The organism is Streptomyces sp. NPDC091377 (assembly GCF_044757045.1).
In the GTDB taxonomy this organism is placed as follows: domain Bacteria; phylum Actinomycetota; class Actinomycetes; order Streptomycetales; family Streptomycetaceae; genus Streptomyces.
In genome coordinates this window covers 18,342-34,257 of the sequence record NZ_JBIVUE010000014.1, presented here as the reverse complement: position 1 = coordinate 34,257, position 15,916 = coordinate 18,342, and the positions used below count along the sequence as shown (strand labels likewise).

The following is a 15,916-nucleotide window of genomic DNA, read 5'->3' as shown; positions in this document are numbered from 1 at the left end:
GGGTCACCTACCCACCCCGCCTACCCATCGGTAGCATCCTGGTCATGGCAGACACGCAGCAGGTGGACGGGGCGTCGGGCGCGAAGGACGCGAAGGACGCGAAGAGGGCCGAGCGCGACGCGGCCCGGCTCGCCCGGCAGATCGGCTCCTTCGCCAGGAAGCACGGCGGCGCCGAAAGCCAGATCGCCTACCTCGGTGAGCGCGGCGCCCGTATCGTGCTCGTCGGCGAGGACGGCGGCTGGGGCGACCTGGTCGCCCCCACGTACGCCGTCGCCGAGCGGGCGGTCGAGACAGCGGGCATCACCCGCCACGAGACCTTCGACGGCGAGTTCGCCGCCAAGGTGCGGACCGGCGCCTACGAGTGGAAGCGCATGGCCGGCATCCAAGTGGGGAACGGCTGACTGACACCGCCCCGGGGGCGCGCAACACCTGAACCCCGGCTCACCCGTTAGGACTCCCGGAAGGCGACGCGACGCCCACCCGGGAGCCCACATGATCAACACCCCGTCACTGGTGGACCAGCACTGCCACGGAGTGCTCCGCACGGAACTGGGCCTCGGCACCTTCGAGGCCCACCTCTTACGCACCGAGGGCCCACCCGCCGCCGGCACCACCCTCTTCGACACCCAGACGGGCTTCGCGGTCCGCCGCTGGTGCCCCCCGCTCCTCGGCCTGGAACCGCACTGCTCCCCCGCCCGCTATCTGGCCCGCCGCCGCGAACTCGGCGTCCTGGAATCCAGCCGGCGGCTGCTGCGCGGCAGCGGCATCACCACCTACCTCGTCGACACCGGACTCCCCGGCGACCTCACCGACCCCGACGAACTCTCCGCCACCGCCGACGCCGAGGTCCGCGAGACCGTCCGCCTCGAACCCCTCGCCGAACAGATCGCCGACACCTCCGGCACGGTCGAGTCCTTCCTCGCCAACCTCGCCGAGTCCGTGCACGGCGCCGCCGCGCAGGTGGCCGCCTTCACCTCGGTCGCCGGACTGCGCCACGGCCTCGCCCTGACCCCCGAACCGCCGGGACCCGGCGAGGTGCGCGGCGCCGCGGCCCGCTGGCTGGCCACGCGCCGGGTCGGCGAACCGCTGCACGACCCGGTGCTCCTGCGCCATCTGCTGTGGAGCGCCGTCGCCTCCGGCCGCCCCCTGCAACTCCCCGCCGGGATGGGGGAGCCCGGCGCGCGCCTCGACCGTACGGACCCGGTGCTGCTGACCGACTTCGTACGGGCCACCGCGGGCCTCGGCACCGATCTGGTCCTGCTGCACGGCTACCCCTACCACCGGCACGCCGCCCATCTGGCCGGGGCCTTCCCCCATGTGTACGCCGACTCGGGCGCCGCCCTCGCCCGCACCGGCGCCCGCGCCGCCACCGTCCTCGCCGAACTCCTGGAACTCGCCCCCTTCGGCAAGCTCCTCTTCTCCAGCGGGGCGAGCGGGCTGCCCGAACTGCATGTGGTCGCGGCACGGCTGTTCCGGGAGGCACTGGGCCGGGTGCTGGGCGGCTGGGTGGCCGACGGCGCCTGGTCGTCGGGGGACGCGCACCGGGTCGCCGGGCTGATCGCGTCGGGCAACGCGGAACGGGTCTACGGCCTGGGGTGAGCCGGAGTGAGCCGGAGGCGGGTGGGGGGTCACTGGAGCAGGTGGGGGGCACCGGAGTCAGGTGTGGGAAACAGCGGCCCGGCCGCCGCCTCCTCGTGAACAATGGGCCCATGCCGATCACCCAGCACCTGCTCGACCGCTTCGTCGCCGATCTCGCCCCGCACCGACCCGTCGCCGTGTGGGTGCACGGCTCACTGGCCGGCGGTGACTACCAGGAGGGCCGCAGCGACCTCGACCTGGTCGCCGTCCTCCCCGCGCCGCTCACCGCGCGCACCGTCTGGCGGCTGGCGCTGCTCCACGCCCGGCTGCGGGCCGAGCCGCTCGCGGCCGAGCTGCACTGCTCGTATCTGACCCCGCAGACCGCGGCGGGAGCCGGGCGCCGTCATCTGACCTGGGCGCACGAGGAACTGTTCCGGCGCCCCGTCACCCCGGTCGCCCGCCGGGAGCTGCTCGACTTCGGCCGGGTGCTGCACGGGGCGCCGCCCGCCGCGTTGCTGCCGCCGGTGCCGGACAGCGAGCTGGCCGCGTTCGTCGTACGCGACCAGCGGGAGTTCTGGCGGCCGATGGTCGACAAGGCGGAGCTGTGGACCCGGGACATCTGGGTCGACCACGGCCTGATCACCCTGGCCCGCGCCACCGTCACCCTTCAGGACGGCCGGCTGATCTCCAAGGGAGAGGCCCTGGACCTGCTGCCCGGGATGGGGGCGCCGGAGGAGGTGGTCGCGGACGTCAGGAGCCGCCGCTACGGCGCTCCCGCGCGGGCCGCGGACGAGGAGTGGTCGCAGCGCCGCGCCCGGCTGACCCGGGACTACCTGGGCCCGGCCATCGACGCGCTGGTGGCCTCGTACGGCTGAGGGGTGGGGGCGGGAACCGGCGTCGATCCCCCGGCCGCCTGCGAGACGTCCCCGGACCCCCCGGCCGCCCCGGATCCTGCTTCCCCTGCTTCCCCGGATTCCTCGGCTTCCCCGGACCCGGAGTCTTCGGGCAGGGGGCGCTCGCGCAGGGACAGCAGCACCCGCAGGGTGGCGATCCACACCAGGCAGGAGCCGAACATGTGGGCGCCGACCAGGACTTCGGGAAGGTCCGTGAAGTACTGGACGTACCCGATCACGCCCTGCGCCAGCAGGATCAGGAACAGGTCCCGGGTGCGGTCGAGCGGCCCCTTCGGGGCGTCCACGGCCTTGAGGACGAACCACAGGGCGAAGGTCAGCGTCACCACGATCCAGGCCAGCACCGCGTGCAGCCGGGAGACGTCGTCCCACGGCACGTCCATCCGCGGTACGTCGCTGGAGTCACCGGCGTGCGGACCGGCGCCGGTGACGACCGTGCCGACGGCGATCAGCAGCACCGTCACCCCGACCAGCACCCACACGAGCTGCTGGACCACGCTGCCGACCAGGGGGCGCGGCGGGGTGTCGCCCTCGCGGGCGCGCTGCCACATCACCGTCGCGACCGCGATCAGCGCGGTGGAGAGCAGGAAGTGCAGGGCGACCGTGTACGGGTTGAGGCCGACGAGGACGACGATGCCGCCGAGCACCGCGTTGCCCATGACCACCCAGAACTGCGCCCAGCCCAGCCGGGTCAGTTCACGCCGGTACGGCTTGGTGGAGCGGGCGGCGATGATCGCCCAGCCGACGGCCGCGCACAGCACATAGGTCAGCAGCCGGTTGCCGAACTCGATGATGCCGTGCAGGCCCATCTCCCGGGTGGCGGTGAGCGAGTCGTCGGTGCACTTGGGCCAGGTCGGGCAGCCCAGACCGGAGCCGGTCAGCCGGACGGCGCCGCCGGTGACGACGATGGTCACCGCCATGACGAGCGCGACGAGCGCGGCCCGCCGGACCGTTCGCGGGTCGGGCGTCCAGCGCGCCGCGATGAAGGCGAGGGGGTTGCGCAGGGCGGCTTGGGTGTCCGCGCGGGTCAGCTTTGGCACGGTGCCTATCGTAGAAGGCGGCTTGTGCACTCGTTCACGAGGGGGCCGATGGCGGGCCTGTCGGTCGGGTGCGCCCGCCCGGCCACCCGCCTGACCAGGCAGTCACCGCCGCCGTCACCGCCGCGGATCACTCCCGCCGTCACTCCCGCCCTCACTCCCGCCGTCACTCCCGCCGTCACTCCCGCCGTCACTCCCGCTGTCACTCCCGCAGTCACTCCCAGCGGAAGAACCGCCCGGCCGCCGCCAGCCCCGCCACGGCCCAGCCGGTGAGGATCGCGAGGTTCCCCCAGGGCGGCCCGGCTCCGTGCTGGAGCACCTCGCGCAGCCCGTCGGACAGCGCGGTGATGGGCAGCAGACCGAGCACGTCCTGGGCGGCGTCCGGGAACCGGTCCAGCGGCACGATCACCCCGCCGCCGACGAGCAGCAGCAGAAAGACCAGGTTGGCGGCGGCGAGCGTCGCCTCGGCCTTGAGGGTGCCCGCCATCAGCAGCCCGAGCCCGGAGAACGCGGCGGTGCCGAGCACCAGCAGCAGCAGGACGGAGAACGGGTCGCCCTGCGGCGACCAGCCGAGGGCGAGGGCGATCGCGGTGACGAGGAGCACTTGCAGTACCTCGGTGACCAGCACCGCCAGCGTTTTCGCGGTCATCAGACCCCAGCGCGGCAGCGGCGAGGCGGCGAGCCGCTTGAGCACGCCGTAGCGCCGCTCGAAGCCGGTCGCGATGGCCTGGCCGGTGAACGCGGTCGACATCACCGCGAGGGCGAGGATGCCGGGCGCGAGGAAGTCGACGGACTCGCCCGCGCCGGTGTCCACGACGTCGACCGTGCTGAACAGCACCAGCAGCAGGGTCGGGATGATCACGGTGAGCAGGAGCTGTTCGCCGTTGCGCAGCAGCATGCGGGTCTCCAGCGCCGCCTGCGCCGCGATCATGCGGGGGAGCGGGGCCGCGCCGGGCCGGGGGGTGTAGGTGCCCGTGCCGCTCATCCGCGCAGCTCCTTGCCGGTCAGTTCGAGGAAGACGTCTTCGAGGGTGTGCCGCTCGACGGAGATACGGTCCGGCATCACCCCGTTCTGGGCGCACCAGGAGGCGACCGTGGCGAGGAGCTGGGGGTCGACCGTGCCGGTGACCCGGTAGGCGCCCGGGGTCAGCTCGGCCGCCGCGCTGTCCGTGGGGAGCGCCTTGAGCAGCGAGGCGATGTCGAGGCCCGGGCGGCCGGTGAAGCGCAGGGTGTTCTCGGCGCCGCCGCGGCACAGCTCCTCGGGGGAGCCCTGGGCTATGACCCGTCCGGCGTCGATGATCGCGACATCGTCGGCGAGCTGCTCGGCCTCGTCCATGTGGTGCGTGGTGAGGATCACGGAGACCCCGTCGGTCCGCAGCTCGCGGACCAGGTCCCAGGTGGCGCGGCGGGCCTGGGGGTCGAGACCGGCGGTGGGCTCGTCCAGGAAGACCAGCTCGGGGCGGCCCACGACGGCCATCGCGAGGGCGAGCCGCTGCTTCTGCCCGCCGGAGAGCCTGCGGTAGCCGGTACGGCCGCAGGAGCCGAGGCCGAGGCGCTCGATCAGCGCGCCCACGTCGAGGGGGTGGGCGTGCAGCCGGGCCACATGGCGGAGCATCTCCTCGGCGCGGGCGCCGGAGTAGACCCCGCCGCTCTGGAGCATCACCCCGATCCGGGGCAGCAGCTCGCGGGAGTTGCGCACCGGGTCCAGTCCGAGCACGCGTACGGTGCCCGCGTCGGGCCGGTGGTATCCCTCGCAGAGTTCGACGGTGGTCGTCTTGCCGGCGCCGTTGGGTCCGAGCACGGCGGTCACGCCGGCCCGTGCCGTCAGGTCGAGCCGGTCGACCGCGGTCTTCTCGCCGTACCGCTTCACCAAGGCGTCGGCCTGGACCACGGGCTCACTTCGCATGGGTCCAGAGTCTAGGGTCTGTCGTTTGGATCAGCCCGGCTGTGAGGAAGCGGTGCTGTCCGGTCGGGCCGAGCGGGGTCTGGTGCGTGGAGCTGCAAGGCGGAGGAGGGCGGCGACGCGGAGCGTCGGCAACCGACGACAACGCCGCAGATCCGCGTGCCAGACCCCGCGACGCCGGGATGATCCGAACGACGGGCCCTAGGTTCCGCCGCCGGGGTTCCGGACGGGCGGGGGCGGGAGCGGTGGGGGTGCGCGGGGGAGCGGCCGGGGCGCGGGGCCGTCGGGCGGCTACTCGGTTCCCTCCACCATCAGCTCCTCCTCCCGTGGCCGGTGCACCGCCAGCCACTTCTCGGCGTAGGCCACGGCGTCGGCGACCGGGAACAGCCGGAGGTCGGCGGCGCCGGCGGTGGCCCGTACGACGGGGCGGTCCCGCTCGAAGTCGTGGCCCAGTTCGTCGAAGCGCTCGGAGGTGATGGCAAGTTCGGTCACCACTTCCCAGCCGCCGGGTGCCGGACGGCCGACCAGGGCGCGGGGGGAGGGCACGCGGTACTCGGCGAGATGGAAGCTGGTGCAGGCGTCGTAGCCGACGCCGAGCAGCAGCACCCGGGCGCCGAGCCGTTCCAGCCGGGCCAGCGGGCTGCGCTCGCCGAGCCGGCAGTCGGTGGCGTGGCCCTCGGTGATCTCGGCGGCGCGGGGGCCGAGGGCGGCGAAGGAGGTCTGGGGGTGGGCGCTGCGCAGGGCACCGGGCCAGGTGCGGACGGCCTCCGGGATCGCGCCCATGCCGCGGGACGGGGTGATCAGGGGGTCGTAGGCGGGCAGGGTGGCGCGGATGGTGTCCCACCACTCCTCCGGCACCGGCGGGGCGCTCCAGGCCGCCGGGTCGGAGAGACCGCCGGTCTGGGTGGGGACCACCAGGGTGCCCTCCGGGCCGAGCACGTCGAGCAGCGCCCGCACCACCGCGACGGGCCCTCCGCAGACCCACCCGAGCGAGCGGAGCGAGGAGTGCACGAGCAGGGTCTCGCCCTCCCGCACCCCCGCCTCGCGCAGTTCCCCGGCGAGGGAGCCACGGGTGACGAGCGGCCCGATCGGCGCGACGTCGGCGTAGCCGCCGGTGCCGCCGGTGCTGTCGGTGCCGTCAGGGGTGTCAGGGGTGTCGGGGGCGCTGGTGGCAGACATGATCCGGCAGTTTCCCCGCTCGAACCTCACGTATGCCACCGAATATCCACCACGCCCCCTTCCCGACTGGACGCCCCCCCGGACCGCCCCGCCGGAGTTCCGCTGCCGGAGGCCGTCCCGCCGGACCCGAGCCCCCCGATCGGCCCCCGATCAGCCCCGTCCTCACCCCCCTGCCGGAGGTGAATCCATGGGCTCGGCGGGTCCCGGGCACCCGGTCCCAGCCGGTGCTCGCGCGCCGCCCACCCCCCGTCTGACCGGCGAGAATGATCGATCAGAGATCGTTTCCGCAGGTCAGCTTAGGTATGCCTAAGTGACGCAGGGCACCGTTCACCCCCGCGGACGCGGCTTGTCAGGGTCTGAGGAATTACGCAACAATGGCGTTGTGAAAAACGTCGGCGAGGCCCCGCAGGAGGAGCTCGCGGCGGGGCTGCGCTCGGACCGTCCCACGCGCAACCGCGTCGCGCGATCCATCCTGGACCACGGCCCCTCCACCGTCACCGAGCTGGCCAAGCGGCTGGGGCTCACCCCGGCCGCCGTCCGCCGGCACCTCGACGGACTGCTCACCGACGACGTCGTGGAAGCCCGCGAGCAGCGCGTCTACGGCGCCCGTACGCGCGGCCGGCCCGCCAAGGTGTTCGCGCTGACCGACTGCGGCCGGGACGCCTTCGACCAGTCCTACGACAAGCTCGCCGCCGACGCCCTGACCTGGATCGCCGAGCGGCACGGCGGCGGCGAGGCGGTCGCCGCCTTCGCCCGCGCCCGGATCGCCGCCCTCGCGGACGCGTACCGCGCGGCCGTCGACGCGGCGCCCCCCGAGCAGCGCACCGAAGCCCTGGCCAAGGCCCTGAGCGCCGACGGGTACGCTGCTACCGCGCGCAGCGCCCCCGAGCCGCGCACGGGCGAGCAGCTCTGCCAGCACCACTGCCCGGTCGCCCACGTCGCCGAGCAGTTCCCCCAGCTGTGCGAGGCCGAGACGGAGCTGTTCGCCGAGCTGCTCGGCACGCACGTCCAACGGCTGGCCACCATCGCCCACGGCGACGGCGTCTGCACGACGTTCATCCCGAAGATCTCCACGACGACCGGGATGTCCGAACCGCATACCGATACCTCTGATACCTCCGATACCTCCGATACCTCCGAATCTCATACCCACGCATCCGCACGCACGGCCGGGAGGAACCCCGCATGACGCTCCCCACGGAGACTGCCCACCCCGAACTCGAAGGACTGGGCAACTACGAATACGGCTGGGCCGACTCCGACGCGGCCGGTGCCGCGGCCAAGCGCGGCCTCGGCGAGGAGGTCGTCCGGGACATCTCCGGGAAGAAGTCCGAGCCGGAGTGGATGACCAAGCTCCGTCTCAAGGGCCTCCGGCTCTTCGAGAAGAAGCCCATGCCGAACTGGGGCTCGGACCTGTCGGGCATCGACTTCGACAACATCAAGTACTTCGTGCGCTCCACGGAGAAGCAGGCGGAGTCCTGGGAGGACCTGCCCGAGGACATCAAGAACACCTACGACAAGCTGGGCATCCCCGAGGCCGAGAAGCAGCGCCTCGTGGCCGGTGTCGCCGCCCAGTACGAGTCGGAGGTCGTCTACCACCAGATCCGCGAGGACCTGGAGGAGCAGGGCGTCATCTTCCTGGACACCGACACGGCGCTCAAGGAGCACCCGGAGCTGTTCAAGGAGTACTTCGGCACCGTCATCCCGGTCGGTGACAACAAGTTCGCCTCGCTGAACACCGCGGTGTGGTCCGGCGGCTCCTTCATCTACGTCCCGCCGGGCGTCCACGTGGAGATCCCGCTCCAGGCGTACTTCCGGATCAACACCGAGAACATGGGCCAGTTCGAGCGCACCCTGATCATCGTCGACGAGGGCGCCTACGTGCACTACGTCGAGGGCTGTACCGCGCCGATCTACAAGTCGGACTCGCTGCACAGCGCCGTGGTCGAGATCATCGTCAAGAAGAACGCCCGCTGCCGCTACACGACCATCCAGAACTGGTCGAACAACGTCTACAACCTGGTCACCAAGCGCGCCGTCGCCTACGAGGGCGCCACCATGGAATGGGTCGACGGCAACATCGGCTCCAAGGTGACGATGAAGTACCCCGCCGTCTACCTCATGGGCGAGCACGCCAAGGGCGAGACCCTCTCCATCGCCTTCGCGGGCGAGGGCCAGCACCAGGACGCCGGCGCCAAGATGGTCCACATGGCGCCGAACACCTCGTCCAACATCGTGTCGAAGTCCGTGGCGCGCGGCGGCGGCCGTACCTCCTACCGCGGTCTGATCGAGATCGGCGAGGGCGCCTCGGGCGCCAAGTCCAACGTGCTGTGCGACGCGCTGCTCGTGGACACCATCTCCCGCTCCGACACCTACCCCTACGTCGACGTCCGCGAGGACGACGTCTCCATGGGCCACGAGGCGACCGTCTCCAAGGTCTCCGAGGACCAGCTCTTCTACCTGATGAGCCGGGGTCTGAGCGAGTTCGAGGCGATGGCGATGATCGTGCGCGGCTTCGTCGAGCCGATCGCCAAGGAACTGCCCATGGAGTACGCCCTGGAGCTCAACCGGCTGATCGAGCTGCAGATGGAAGGCGCGGTCGGCTGAGGCCCGCCCCCACCGGCCCGCCTCCACCGGCTCGCCCCCACCGGCCCGTCGCCCCACCGGCACCGCGGCCGAAGCTCCCGGCGCGGCGGCCGGACCGCCCCGGCACAGCGGGGCCCGTCCGGCCCGCCCGCCGGCCCAGCAGCAGGCGGCCCGCCTCCCCAAGGCGGGCCGAAGATCGCAATCGTATGGAAGAGAGCAGACCGACAGCCATGGCTGAGGCTCAAAGTATCCCGGTGGGCTCCACCACCGCCGGCTCGATCGCGGTGGCCGCCGAGTCGACCGTCGCCACGCGCATGAGCGCGCCCCCGTCCTTCGACGTGGCGGACTTCCCCGTCCCCCACGGCCGGGAGGAGGAGTGGCGGTTCACCCCGCTGGAGCGCCTGCGCGGGCTGCACGACGGCACCGCCGTGGCCACCGGCACCGGAGTGAAGGTCGCCATCGAGGCCCCCGAGGGCGTCACCGTCGAGTCCGTCGGCCGCGACGACGCCCGCCTCGGCCGGGCCGGTGCCCCCGTCGACCGGGTCGCCGCCCAGGCGTACTCCGCGTTCGAACAGGCCGGGATCGTCACCGTCCCCAAGGACACCCAGCTCACCGAGCCCATCCGGATCGCCGTGCACGGCGAGGGCGGGGTCGCCTACGGCCACCAGGTCATCGAGCTGGGCGCCTTCGCCGAGGCCCTGGTCGTCATCGACCACACCGGTGACGCGGTCCTCGCCGCCAACGTCGAGTACGTCCTGGGCGACGGCGCCAAGCTCACCGTCGTCTCCGTCCAGGACTGGGACGACAAGGCCGTCCACATCGGGCAGCACAACGCCCTCGTCGGCCGCGACGCCTCCTTCAAGTCCGTGGTCGTCACCTTCGGCGGCGACGTCGTACGGCTGCACCCGCGGGTGGCCTACGCGGGCCCCGGCGGCGAGGCCGAGCTGTTCGGCCTGTACTTCACCGACGCCGGCCAGCACCAGGAACACCGGCTGCTGGTCGACCACAACGTCCCGCACTGCAAGTCCAACGTGGTCTACAAGGGCGCCCTCCAGGGTGAGAACGCCCACGCGGTGTGGATCGGCGACGTCCTCATCGAGGCCGCCGCGGAGGGCACCGACACCTACGAGATGAACCGCAACCTCGTCCTCACGGACGGCGCGCGGGTCGACTCGGTGCCCAACCTGGAGATCGAGACCGGCGAGATCGTCGGCGCCGGCCACGCCTCCGCCACCGGCCGTTTCGACGACGAGCAGCTCTTCTACCTGATGGCCCGCGGCATCGCCGAGCAGGACGCCCGCCGTCTGGTGGTGCGTGGCTTCTTCGCCGAGCTGGTCCAGCAGATCGGCATCGCCGACGTCCAGGAGCGGCTCATCACCCGGATCGAACAGGAGCTGGAGGCCGCCGTCGCATGAGCACCTACGTACGCGTGTGCGGGCTCAGCGAGCTGGAGACGGACACCCCGAAGCGGGTGGAACTCGACGGCACGCCGGTCTCCGTCGTGCACACCGAGGGCGAGGTGTTCGCCATCTACGACATCTGCTCGCACGCCAACGTCTCGCTCTCCGAGGGCGAGGTGGAGGACTGCTCCATCGAGTGCTGGCTGCACGGCTCCACCTTCGACCTGCGCACCGGCAAGCCGTCCGGCCTCCCCGCGACGCGTCCCGTCCCCGTATACCCCGTAAAGATCGAAGGCGACGACGTACTCGTCTCCCTCACCCAGGAGTCCTGAGACACCCATGGCTACGCTTGAAATCCGAGACCTGCACGTCACCGTCGAGACCGACAACGCCACGAAGGAGATCCTCAAGGGCGTCGACCTCACCGTGAAGCAGGGCGAGACCCACGCCATCATGGGCCCCAACGGCTCCGGCAAGTCGACCCTCGCCTACTCCCTCGCCGGTCACCCCAAGTACACGATCACCAGCGGCACCGTCCTGCTCGACGGCGAGGACGTCCTGGAGATGTCCGTGGACGAACGCGCCCGCGCGGGCCTGTTCCTCGCCATGCAGTACCCGGTCGAGGTCCCCGGCGTCTCCGTCTCCAACTTCCTGCGCACCTCCGCCACCGCCATCCGCGGCGAGGCCCCCAAGCTGCGCACCTGGGTGAAGGAGGTCAAGGAGGCCATGCAGCGCCTCAACATGGACCCCGCCTTCGCCGAGCGCAACGTCAACGAGGGCTTCTCCGGCGGTGAGAAGAAGCGTCACGAGATCCTCCAGCTCGAACTGCTCAAGCCGAAGATCGCGATCCTCGACGAGACCGACTCCGGCCTCGACGTGGACGCGCTGCGGGTGGTCTCCGAGGGCGTCAACCGGGTCCGCGAGAGCGGCGAGGTCGGCACCCTGCTGATCACCCACTACACGCGCATCCTGCGCTACATCAAGCCCGACCACGTCCATGTCTTCGCGGGCGGGAAGATCGCCGAGTCCGGCGGCCCGGAGCTGGCGGACAAGCTGGAGAACGAGGGCTACGAGGCATACGTGAAGGGTGGCGCATCCGCGTGACACAGCTGCCGGGCCTCCTCGACATCGAGGCGATCCGCAAGGACTTCCCCATCCTGGACCGCCAGGTCCACGACGGCAGGAAGCTCGTGTACCTGGACAACGCGGCGACCTCGCAGAAGCCGCGCCAGGTGCTGGACGCCCTGAGCGAGTACTACGAGCGCCACAACGCCAACGTCCACCGCGGTGTGCATGTGCTCGCCGAGGAGGCCACGGCGCTGTACGAGGGCGCGCGCGACAAGGTCGCGGACTTCATCAACGCGCCCAGCCGTGACGAGGTGATCTTCACCAAGAACGCCTCCGAATCGCTGAACCTGGTGGCCAACATGCTCGGCTGGGCCGACGAGCCCTACCGGGTGGACGCGGACACCGAGATCGTCATCACGGAGATGGAGCACCACTCCAACATCGTCCCCTGGCAGCTGCTGTCGCAGCGCACGGGCGCGAAGCTGAAGTGGTTCGGCCTCACCGACGACGGCCGGCTCGACCTGTCCAACATCGACGAGGTCATCACGGAGAAGACGAAGATCGTGTCCTTCGTCCTGGTCTCCAACATCCTGGGCACGGTCAACCCGGTCGAGGCGATAGTGCGCCGCGCGCAGGAGGTCGGCGCGCTGGTCTGCATCGACGCCTCGCAGGCCGCGCCGCACATGCCGCTGGACGTCCAGTCGCTCCAGGCCGACTTCGTGGCCTTCACCGGCCACAAGATGTGCGCCCCGACCGGTATCGGTGTGCTGTGGGGCCGCCAGGAGCTGCTGGAGGACCTGCCTCCGTTCCTGGGCGGCGGCGAGATGATCGAGACCGTGTCGATGCACTCCTCGACGTACGCCCCCGCGCCGCACAAGTTCGAGGCGGGCACCCCCCCGATCGCCCAGGCGGTCGGTCTGGGCGCGGCCATCGACTACCTCGACGCCCTCGGCATGGACAAGATCCTCGCCCATGAGCACGCGCTCACCGAGTACGCGGTCAAGCGGCTTCTTGAGGTCCCGGACCTGAGGATCATCGGTCCCGCCACGGCCGAGGACCGGGGCGCGGCGATCTCCTTCACGCTCGGTGACATCCACCCCCATGATGTGGGCCAGGTCCTGGACGAGCAGGGCATCGCGGTCCGGGTCGGCCACCACTGCGCCCGCCCCGTCTGCCTGCGCTACGGAATTCCCGCGACCACGCGAGCGTCGTTCTATCTGTACTCCACGCCGGCCGAGATCGACGCACTGGTCGACGGCTTGGAGCACGTACGGAACTTCTTCGGCTGAGGGGCGTGCTGAAACGGTGAAGCTGGACTCGATGTACCAGGAAGTCATCCTGGACCACTACAAGCACCCGCACGGGCGTGGTCTGAGGGACGGCGACGCCGAGGTGCACCATGTGAACCCGACCTGCGGCGACGAGATCACGCTGCGGGTGAAGTACGACGGCACCCGGATCGACGACGTCTCCTACGAGGGCCAGGGCTGCTCGATCAGCCAGGCCAGCGCGTCCGTCCTGAACGATCTGCTGGTCGGCAGGGAACTGGCCGAGGCGCAGAAGATCCAGGAGACCTTCCTGGAGCTGATGCAGTCCAAAGGCCGGATCGAGCCGGACGACGCCATGGAGGAGGTGCTGGAGGACGCGGTCGCGTTCGCCGGTGTCTCCAAGTACCCGGCGCGGGTCAAGTGCGCCCTGCTGAGCTGGATGGCGTGGAAGGACGCGACCGCCCAGGCCCTGGGCGCGGACGCCGTCACCGCCGACCCCGACGCCGCTGAAAGGAAAACGGCATGAGCGAGACCGTCGAGATCAAGCCCGCCTCGGAAGAGGAACTGCGCGAGGCACTGATGGACGTGGTCGACCCCGAGCTGGGCATCGACGTCGTCAACCTCGGTCTGATCTACGGCATCCATGTGGACGAGTCCAACATCGCCACCGTGGACATGACCCTGACCTCGGCGGCCTGTCCGCTGACCGATGTCATCGAGGACCAGGCCAAGTCCGCCACGGACGGCCTGGTCAACGAGTTGCGCATCAACTGGGTCTGGATGCCGCCGTGGGGCCCCGACAAGATCACGGACGACGGCCGTGAGCAGCTGAGGGCCCTGGGCTTCAACGTCTGACCCTCTGACCCTCTGCCCCACACCCCGCACTTCGCGCCCCCCCCGACGCACCGCCGTGCGGCGGCGACCGTGGCGAACCGGCCCCCGGCATGCGCCCGGGGGCCGGTTCGCTGTGTACGCCCGTACGCATGATGTGTACGCTCGTACGCATGGGATTCCTGCTGCTGGCCGGCGCCATCGCCGCCGAGATCGCCGCGACCACCTCGATGAAGTACAGCGAGGGCTTCACCCGGCTGTGGCCCTCGGTGATCACGGCCGTCGGGTATGTCGTGGCGTTCGCGCTGCTCGCGCAGACGCTGCAGACGGTGTCGGTGGGCACCGCGTACGCGATCTGGTCCGGCGCCGGAACCGCGGCGATCGCGGTCATCGGCACCCTGTTCCTGGGGGAGGGGATGACGGTGACCAAGGCCGCCGGGATCGCGCTGATCGTCATCGGCGTCGTGGTCCTCAACCTGGGCGGTGCGCACTGATGGTGCGGCGCTACGACCCCGAGCGGCGGCAGCGGATCATCGACGCCGCGATCCGGGTGGTCGAGGCCAGGGGCATCTCCGGCCTGAGCCATCGCACGGCCGCCGCCGAGGCGGACGTACCGCTCGGCTCCACGACGTACCACTTCAAGACACTGGACGAACTGCTCGTCGCCGCGCTGCGGCAGTGCAACGAGAGCTTCGGCGCGCTGATGGCGACCCGCGCCGCCGGGTGGGGCGCGGGGACCGACCTCGCGGCCGAACTCGCCACGGTCCTCGGCCGCTGGCTGGCCGGGGACCGCACGGGGGTGGAGCTGGAGTACGAGCTGTATGTGGGCGCGCTGCGGCGGCCCGCCCTGCGGCCGGTCGCCGCGGAGTGGTCCGACGGGGTGGTGGAGTTGCTCACCCCGCACACCGACCGGCTGACCGCGCGCGCGGTCGTGGCCCTGATGGACGGCATCTGCCTCCAGGTGCTCCTGACGGACACGCCGTACGACGAGGCGTACGCCCGGGAGGCACTGGGGAGGCTGCTGGCGGCTGCGCCGCCCGTCGGTTGAGACGCCGCCGGGCTGGTTGGCTTCAGCGGGGTCCGGTTGGTTAGGTTGCCCTCATGACCGACACGACTGCTTCCCGTACCACCGGTGCCGTGGCCACCGGGCTCGCCACCGTCGCCGCCGACGGCACGGTGCTCGACACCTGGTTCCCCGCGCCCGAACTGACCGCCGAGCCCGGCCCGGCCGGTACCGAGCGGCTCGACGCCGACCGCGTCCGCGAACTGCTCGGCGAGCACGCCGTCGCGGCGCTCGCCAAGGACGGGGTGCGCGATGTGGAGACCGTCGCGGTCCGTACGGTCATCTCCTCGCTGGACGACAAGCCGCTCGACACGCACGACGCCTATCTGCGGCTGCATCTGCTCTCGCACCGCCTGGTGAAGCCCAACGGGCAGAACCTGGACGGCATCTTCGGTCTGCTGCCCAATGTCGCCTGGACCTCGCTCGGCCCGGTCGCCGTCGAGACCCTGGAGACCGTCCGGCTCGCCGCGCGCGCCCGGGGGCTGCATGTGAGCGTGTTCGGCGTGGACAAGTTCCCGCGGATGACGGACTACGTGGCTCCGGCGGGCGTCCGTATCGCCGACGCCGACCGGGTACGGCTGGGCGCCCACCTCTCCGCGGGCACCACGGTCATGCACGAGGGCTTCGTCAACTTCAACGCGGGCACGCTCGGCACGTCGATGGTCGAGGGCCGGATCTCGCAGGGTGTCGTCGTCGGGGACGGCTCGGACATCGGCGGCGGCGCGTCCACGATGGGCACGCTGTCCGGGGGCGGCAAGGAGCGGGTCGCGATCGGTGAGCGCTCCCTGATCGGCGCCGAGGCGGGCATCGGTATCGCCCTCGGCGACGACTGCGTGGTCGAGGCGGGCCTCTACCTCACCGCCGGCACCCGCGTGACCATGCCCGACGGCCAGATCGTCAAGGCCCGTGAACTCTCCGGCGCCGACAACGTCCTCTTCCGCCGCAACAGCGTGACCGGCACGGTGGAGGCCCGCCCGAACAACGCCGAGTGGGGCGGCCTGAACGACATCCTGCACAGCCACAACTGACCCCACCGCCAGCCCGCCTTCGCCCCCGCTCGCCGATACCCCTTCGGTCGGCAGGGGGCGGTGTC

18 protein-coding genes are annotated in these 15,916 nt (G+C 71.4%); 14 read left to right on the top strand and 4 right to left on the bottom strand.

What is annotated here, in order from left to right:
- Positions 1–44 precede the first annotated feature (44 nt).
- From ACIQNG_RS27180 to ACIQNG_RS27170, 3 genes are all read left to right on the top strand, one after another.
- Positions 45–401 (top strand): hypothetical protein, encoded by a 357-nt coding sequence (locus ACIQNG_RS27180; RefSeq protein ID WP_401488600.1) that lies wholly within the window; start codon positions 45–47, stop codon positions 399–401.
- A 91-nt stretch (positions 402–492) separates the two neighbouring features.
- A complete protein-coding gene (locus ACIQNG_RS27175; protein WP_401488598.1) occupies positions 493–1,599 on the top strand; it encodes an amidohydrolase family protein in 1,107 nt (368 codons plus the stop codon).
- A 110-nt stretch (positions 1,600–1,709) separates the two neighbouring features.
- Complete coding sequence (locus ACIQNG_RS27170; RefSeq protein WP_401488597.1) at positions 1,710–2,453, top strand: nucleotidyltransferase domain-containing protein; 744 nt, start codon at positions 1,710–1,712, stop codon at positions 2,451–2,453.
- On the opposite strand, the gene ACIQNG_RS27165 is transcribed toward ACIQNG_RS27170, so the two are convergent.
- The 4 genes from ACIQNG_RS27165 to ACIQNG_RS27150 form a co-directional block, all read right to left on the bottom strand.
- The gene (locus ACIQNG_RS27165; RefSeq protein ID WP_401488808.1) at positions 2,408–3,520 is read right to left on the bottom strand and encodes a heme A synthase; all 1,113 of its coding nucleotides are present in this window, start codon (positions 3,518–3,520) and stop codon (positions 2,408–2,410) included. The genes ACIQNG_RS27170 and ACIQNG_RS27165 overlap by 46 nt on opposite strands.
- Before the next feature lie 220 nt (positions 3,521–3,740).
- Positions 3,741–4,511, bottom strand: a complete 771-nt coding sequence (locus ACIQNG_RS27160) for an ABC transporter permease (protein WP_401427477.1) — start codon at positions 4,509–4,511, stop codon at positions 3,741–3,743.
- Positions 4,508–5,431: an ABC transporter ATP-binding protein gene (locus ACIQNG_RS27155; protein ID WP_401488595.1), complete on the bottom strand. Its 924-nt coding sequence runs from the start codon at positions 5,429–5,431 to the stop codon at positions 4,508–4,510. The genes ACIQNG_RS27160 and ACIQNG_RS27155 overlap by 4 nt, the downstream gene beginning before the upstream one ends.
- 288 nt (positions 5,432–5,719) lie before the next feature.
- On the bottom strand, positions 5,720–6,607 hold the full coding sequence (locus ACIQNG_RS27150) for an aminoglycoside N(3)-acetyltransferase (protein ID WP_401488593.1): 888 nt from the start codon (positions 6,605–6,607) through the stop codon (positions 5,720–5,722).
- 382 nt (positions 6,608–6,989) lie between these two features.
- Here ACIQNG_RS27150 and ACIQNG_RS27145 point away from each other — a divergent pair, with 382 nt between their 5' ends.
- The 11 genes from ACIQNG_RS27145 (at position 6,990) to dapD (ending at position 15,851) form a co-directional block, all read left to right on the top strand.
- Positions 6,990–7,796, top strand: a complete 807-nt coding sequence (locus ACIQNG_RS27145; RefSeq protein ID WP_401488591.1) for a helix-turn-helix transcriptional regulator — start codon at positions 6,990–6,992, stop codon at positions 7,794–7,796.
- Positions 7,793–9,214, top strand: a complete 1,422-nt coding sequence (sufB, locus tag ACIQNG_RS27140) for a Fe-S cluster assembly protein SufB (RefSeq protein ID WP_401488590.1) — start codon at positions 7,793–7,795, stop codon at positions 9,212–9,214. Before ACIQNG_RS27145 ends, sufB begins: the two co-directional genes overlap by 4 nt.
- 209 nt (positions 9,215–9,423) lie before the next feature.
- Entirely contained in the window at positions 9,424–10,608 is a 1,185-nt protein-coding gene (gene sufD, locus ACIQNG_RS27135) for a Fe-S cluster assembly protein SufD (protein ID WP_401427488.1), read from the top strand.
- Positions 10,605–10,925 carry a non-heme iron oxygenase ferredoxin subunit gene (locus ACIQNG_RS27130; protein WP_401427490.1) on the top strand — a complete coding sequence of 107 codons (321 nt, stop codon included), beginning with the start codon at positions 10,605–10,607 and terminating at the stop codon, positions 10,923–10,925. The genes sufD and ACIQNG_RS27130 overlap by 4 nt, the downstream gene beginning before the upstream one ends.
- A 7-nt stretch (positions 10,926–10,932) precedes the next feature.
- Positions 10,933–11,697, top strand: a complete 765-nt coding sequence (sufC, locus tag ACIQNG_RS27125; RefSeq protein ID WP_401488587.1) for a Fe-S cluster assembly ATPase SufC — start codon at positions 10,933–10,935, stop codon at positions 11,695–11,697.
- Positions 11,694–12,950: a cysteine desulfurase gene (locus ACIQNG_RS27120; RefSeq protein ID WP_401427495.1), complete on the top strand. Its 1,257-nt coding sequence runs from the start codon at positions 11,694–11,696 to the stop codon at positions 12,948–12,950. Before sufC ends, ACIQNG_RS27120 begins: the two co-directional genes overlap by 4 nt.
- Positions 12,951–12,966: 16 nt before the next feature.
- Positions 12,967–13,455, top strand: a complete 489-nt coding sequence (gene sufU / locus ACIQNG_RS27115; protein WP_401427498.1) for a Fe-S cluster assembly sulfur transfer protein SufU — start codon at positions 12,967–12,969, stop codon at positions 13,453–13,455.
- Positions 13,452–13,784: a metal-sulfur cluster assembly factor gene (locus ACIQNG_RS27110; RefSeq protein ID WP_401427500.1), complete on the top strand. Its 333-nt coding sequence runs from the start codon at positions 13,452–13,454 to the stop codon at positions 13,782–13,784. The genes sufU and ACIQNG_RS27110 overlap by 4 nt, the downstream gene beginning before the upstream one ends.
- Before the next feature lie 149 nt (positions 13,785–13,933).
- Positions 13,934–14,254, top strand: a complete 321-nt coding sequence (locus tag ACIQNG_RS27105; RefSeq protein ID WP_401488584.1) for a DMT family transporter — start codon at positions 13,934–13,936, stop codon at positions 14,252–14,254.
- Positions 14,254–14,808 (top strand): TetR/AcrR family transcriptional regulator, encoded by a 555-nt coding sequence (locus ACIQNG_RS27100; RefSeq protein ID WP_401488582.1) that lies wholly within the window; start codon positions 14,254–14,256, stop codon positions 14,806–14,808. The genes ACIQNG_RS27105 and ACIQNG_RS27100 overlap by 1 nt, the downstream gene beginning before the upstream one ends.
- A gap of 53 nt (positions 14,809–14,861) precedes the next feature.
- Positions 14,862–15,851: a 2,3,4,5-tetrahydropyridine-2,6-dicarboxylate N-succinyltransferase gene (gene dapD / locus ACIQNG_RS27095; protein WP_401427506.1), complete on the top strand. Its 990-nt coding sequence runs from the start codon at positions 14,862–14,864 to the stop codon at positions 15,849–15,851.
- Positions 15,852–15,916: the final 65 nt, after the last annotated feature.

Bases quoted from the DNA above. Each gene is read 5' to 3' on its own strand.
- ACIQNG_RS27180 (WP_401488600.1), top strand. From the start codon at position 45: ATGGCAGACACGCAGCAGGTGGACGGGGCGTCGGGCGCGAAGGACGCG.
- ACIQNG_RS27160 (WP_401427477.1), bottom strand. From the start codon at position 4,511: ATGAGCGGCACGGGCACCTACACCCCCCGGCCCGGCGCGGCCCCGCTC.
- ACIQNG_RS27175 (WP_401488598.1), top strand. From the start codon at position 493: ATGATCAACACCCCGTCACTGGTGGACCAGCACTGCCACGGAGTGCTC.
- ACIQNG_RS27150 (WP_401488593.1), bottom strand. From the start codon at position 6,607: ATGTCTGCCACCAGCGCCCCCGACACCCCTGACACCCCTGACGGCACC.
- ACIQNG_RS27110 (WP_401427500.1), top strand. From the start codon at position 13,452: ATGAGCGAGACCGTCGAGATCAAGCCCGCCTCGGAAGAGGAACTGCGC.
- ACIQNG_RS27155 (WP_401488595.1), bottom strand. From the start codon at position 5,431: ATGCGAAGTGAGCCCGTGGTCCAGGCCGACGCCTTGGTGAAGCGGTAC.
- ACIQNG_RS27100 (WP_401488582.1), top strand. From the start codon at position 14,254: ATGGTGCGGCGCTACGACCCCGAGCGGCGGCAGCGGATCATCGACGCC.
- ACIQNG_RS27130 (WP_401427490.1), top strand. From the start codon at position 10,605: ATGAGCACCTACGTACGCGTGTGCGGGCTCAGCGAGCTGGAGACGGAC.
- ACIQNG_RS27105 (WP_401488584.1), top strand. From the start codon at position 13,934: ATGGGATTCCTGCTGCTGGCCGGCGCCATCGCCGCCGAGATCGCCGCG.
- sufC (WP_401488587.1), top strand. From the start codon at position 10,933: ATGGCTACGCTTGAAATCCGAGACCTGCACGTCACCGTCGAGACCGAC.
- dapD (WP_401427506.1), top strand. From the start codon at position 14,862: ATGACCGACACGACTGCTTCCCGTACCACCGGTGCCGTGGCCACCGGG.
- sufB (WP_401488590.1), top strand. From the start codon at position 7,793: ATGACGCTCCCCACGGAGACTGCCCACCCCGAACTCGAAGGACTGGGC.
- sufD (WP_401427488.1), top strand. From the start codon at position 9,424: ATGGCTGAGGCTCAAAGTATCCCGGTGGGCTCCACCACCGCCGGCTCG.
- ACIQNG_RS27170 (WP_401488597.1), top strand. From the start codon at position 1,710: ATGCCGATCACCCAGCACCTGCTCGACCGCTTCGTCGCCGATCTCGCC.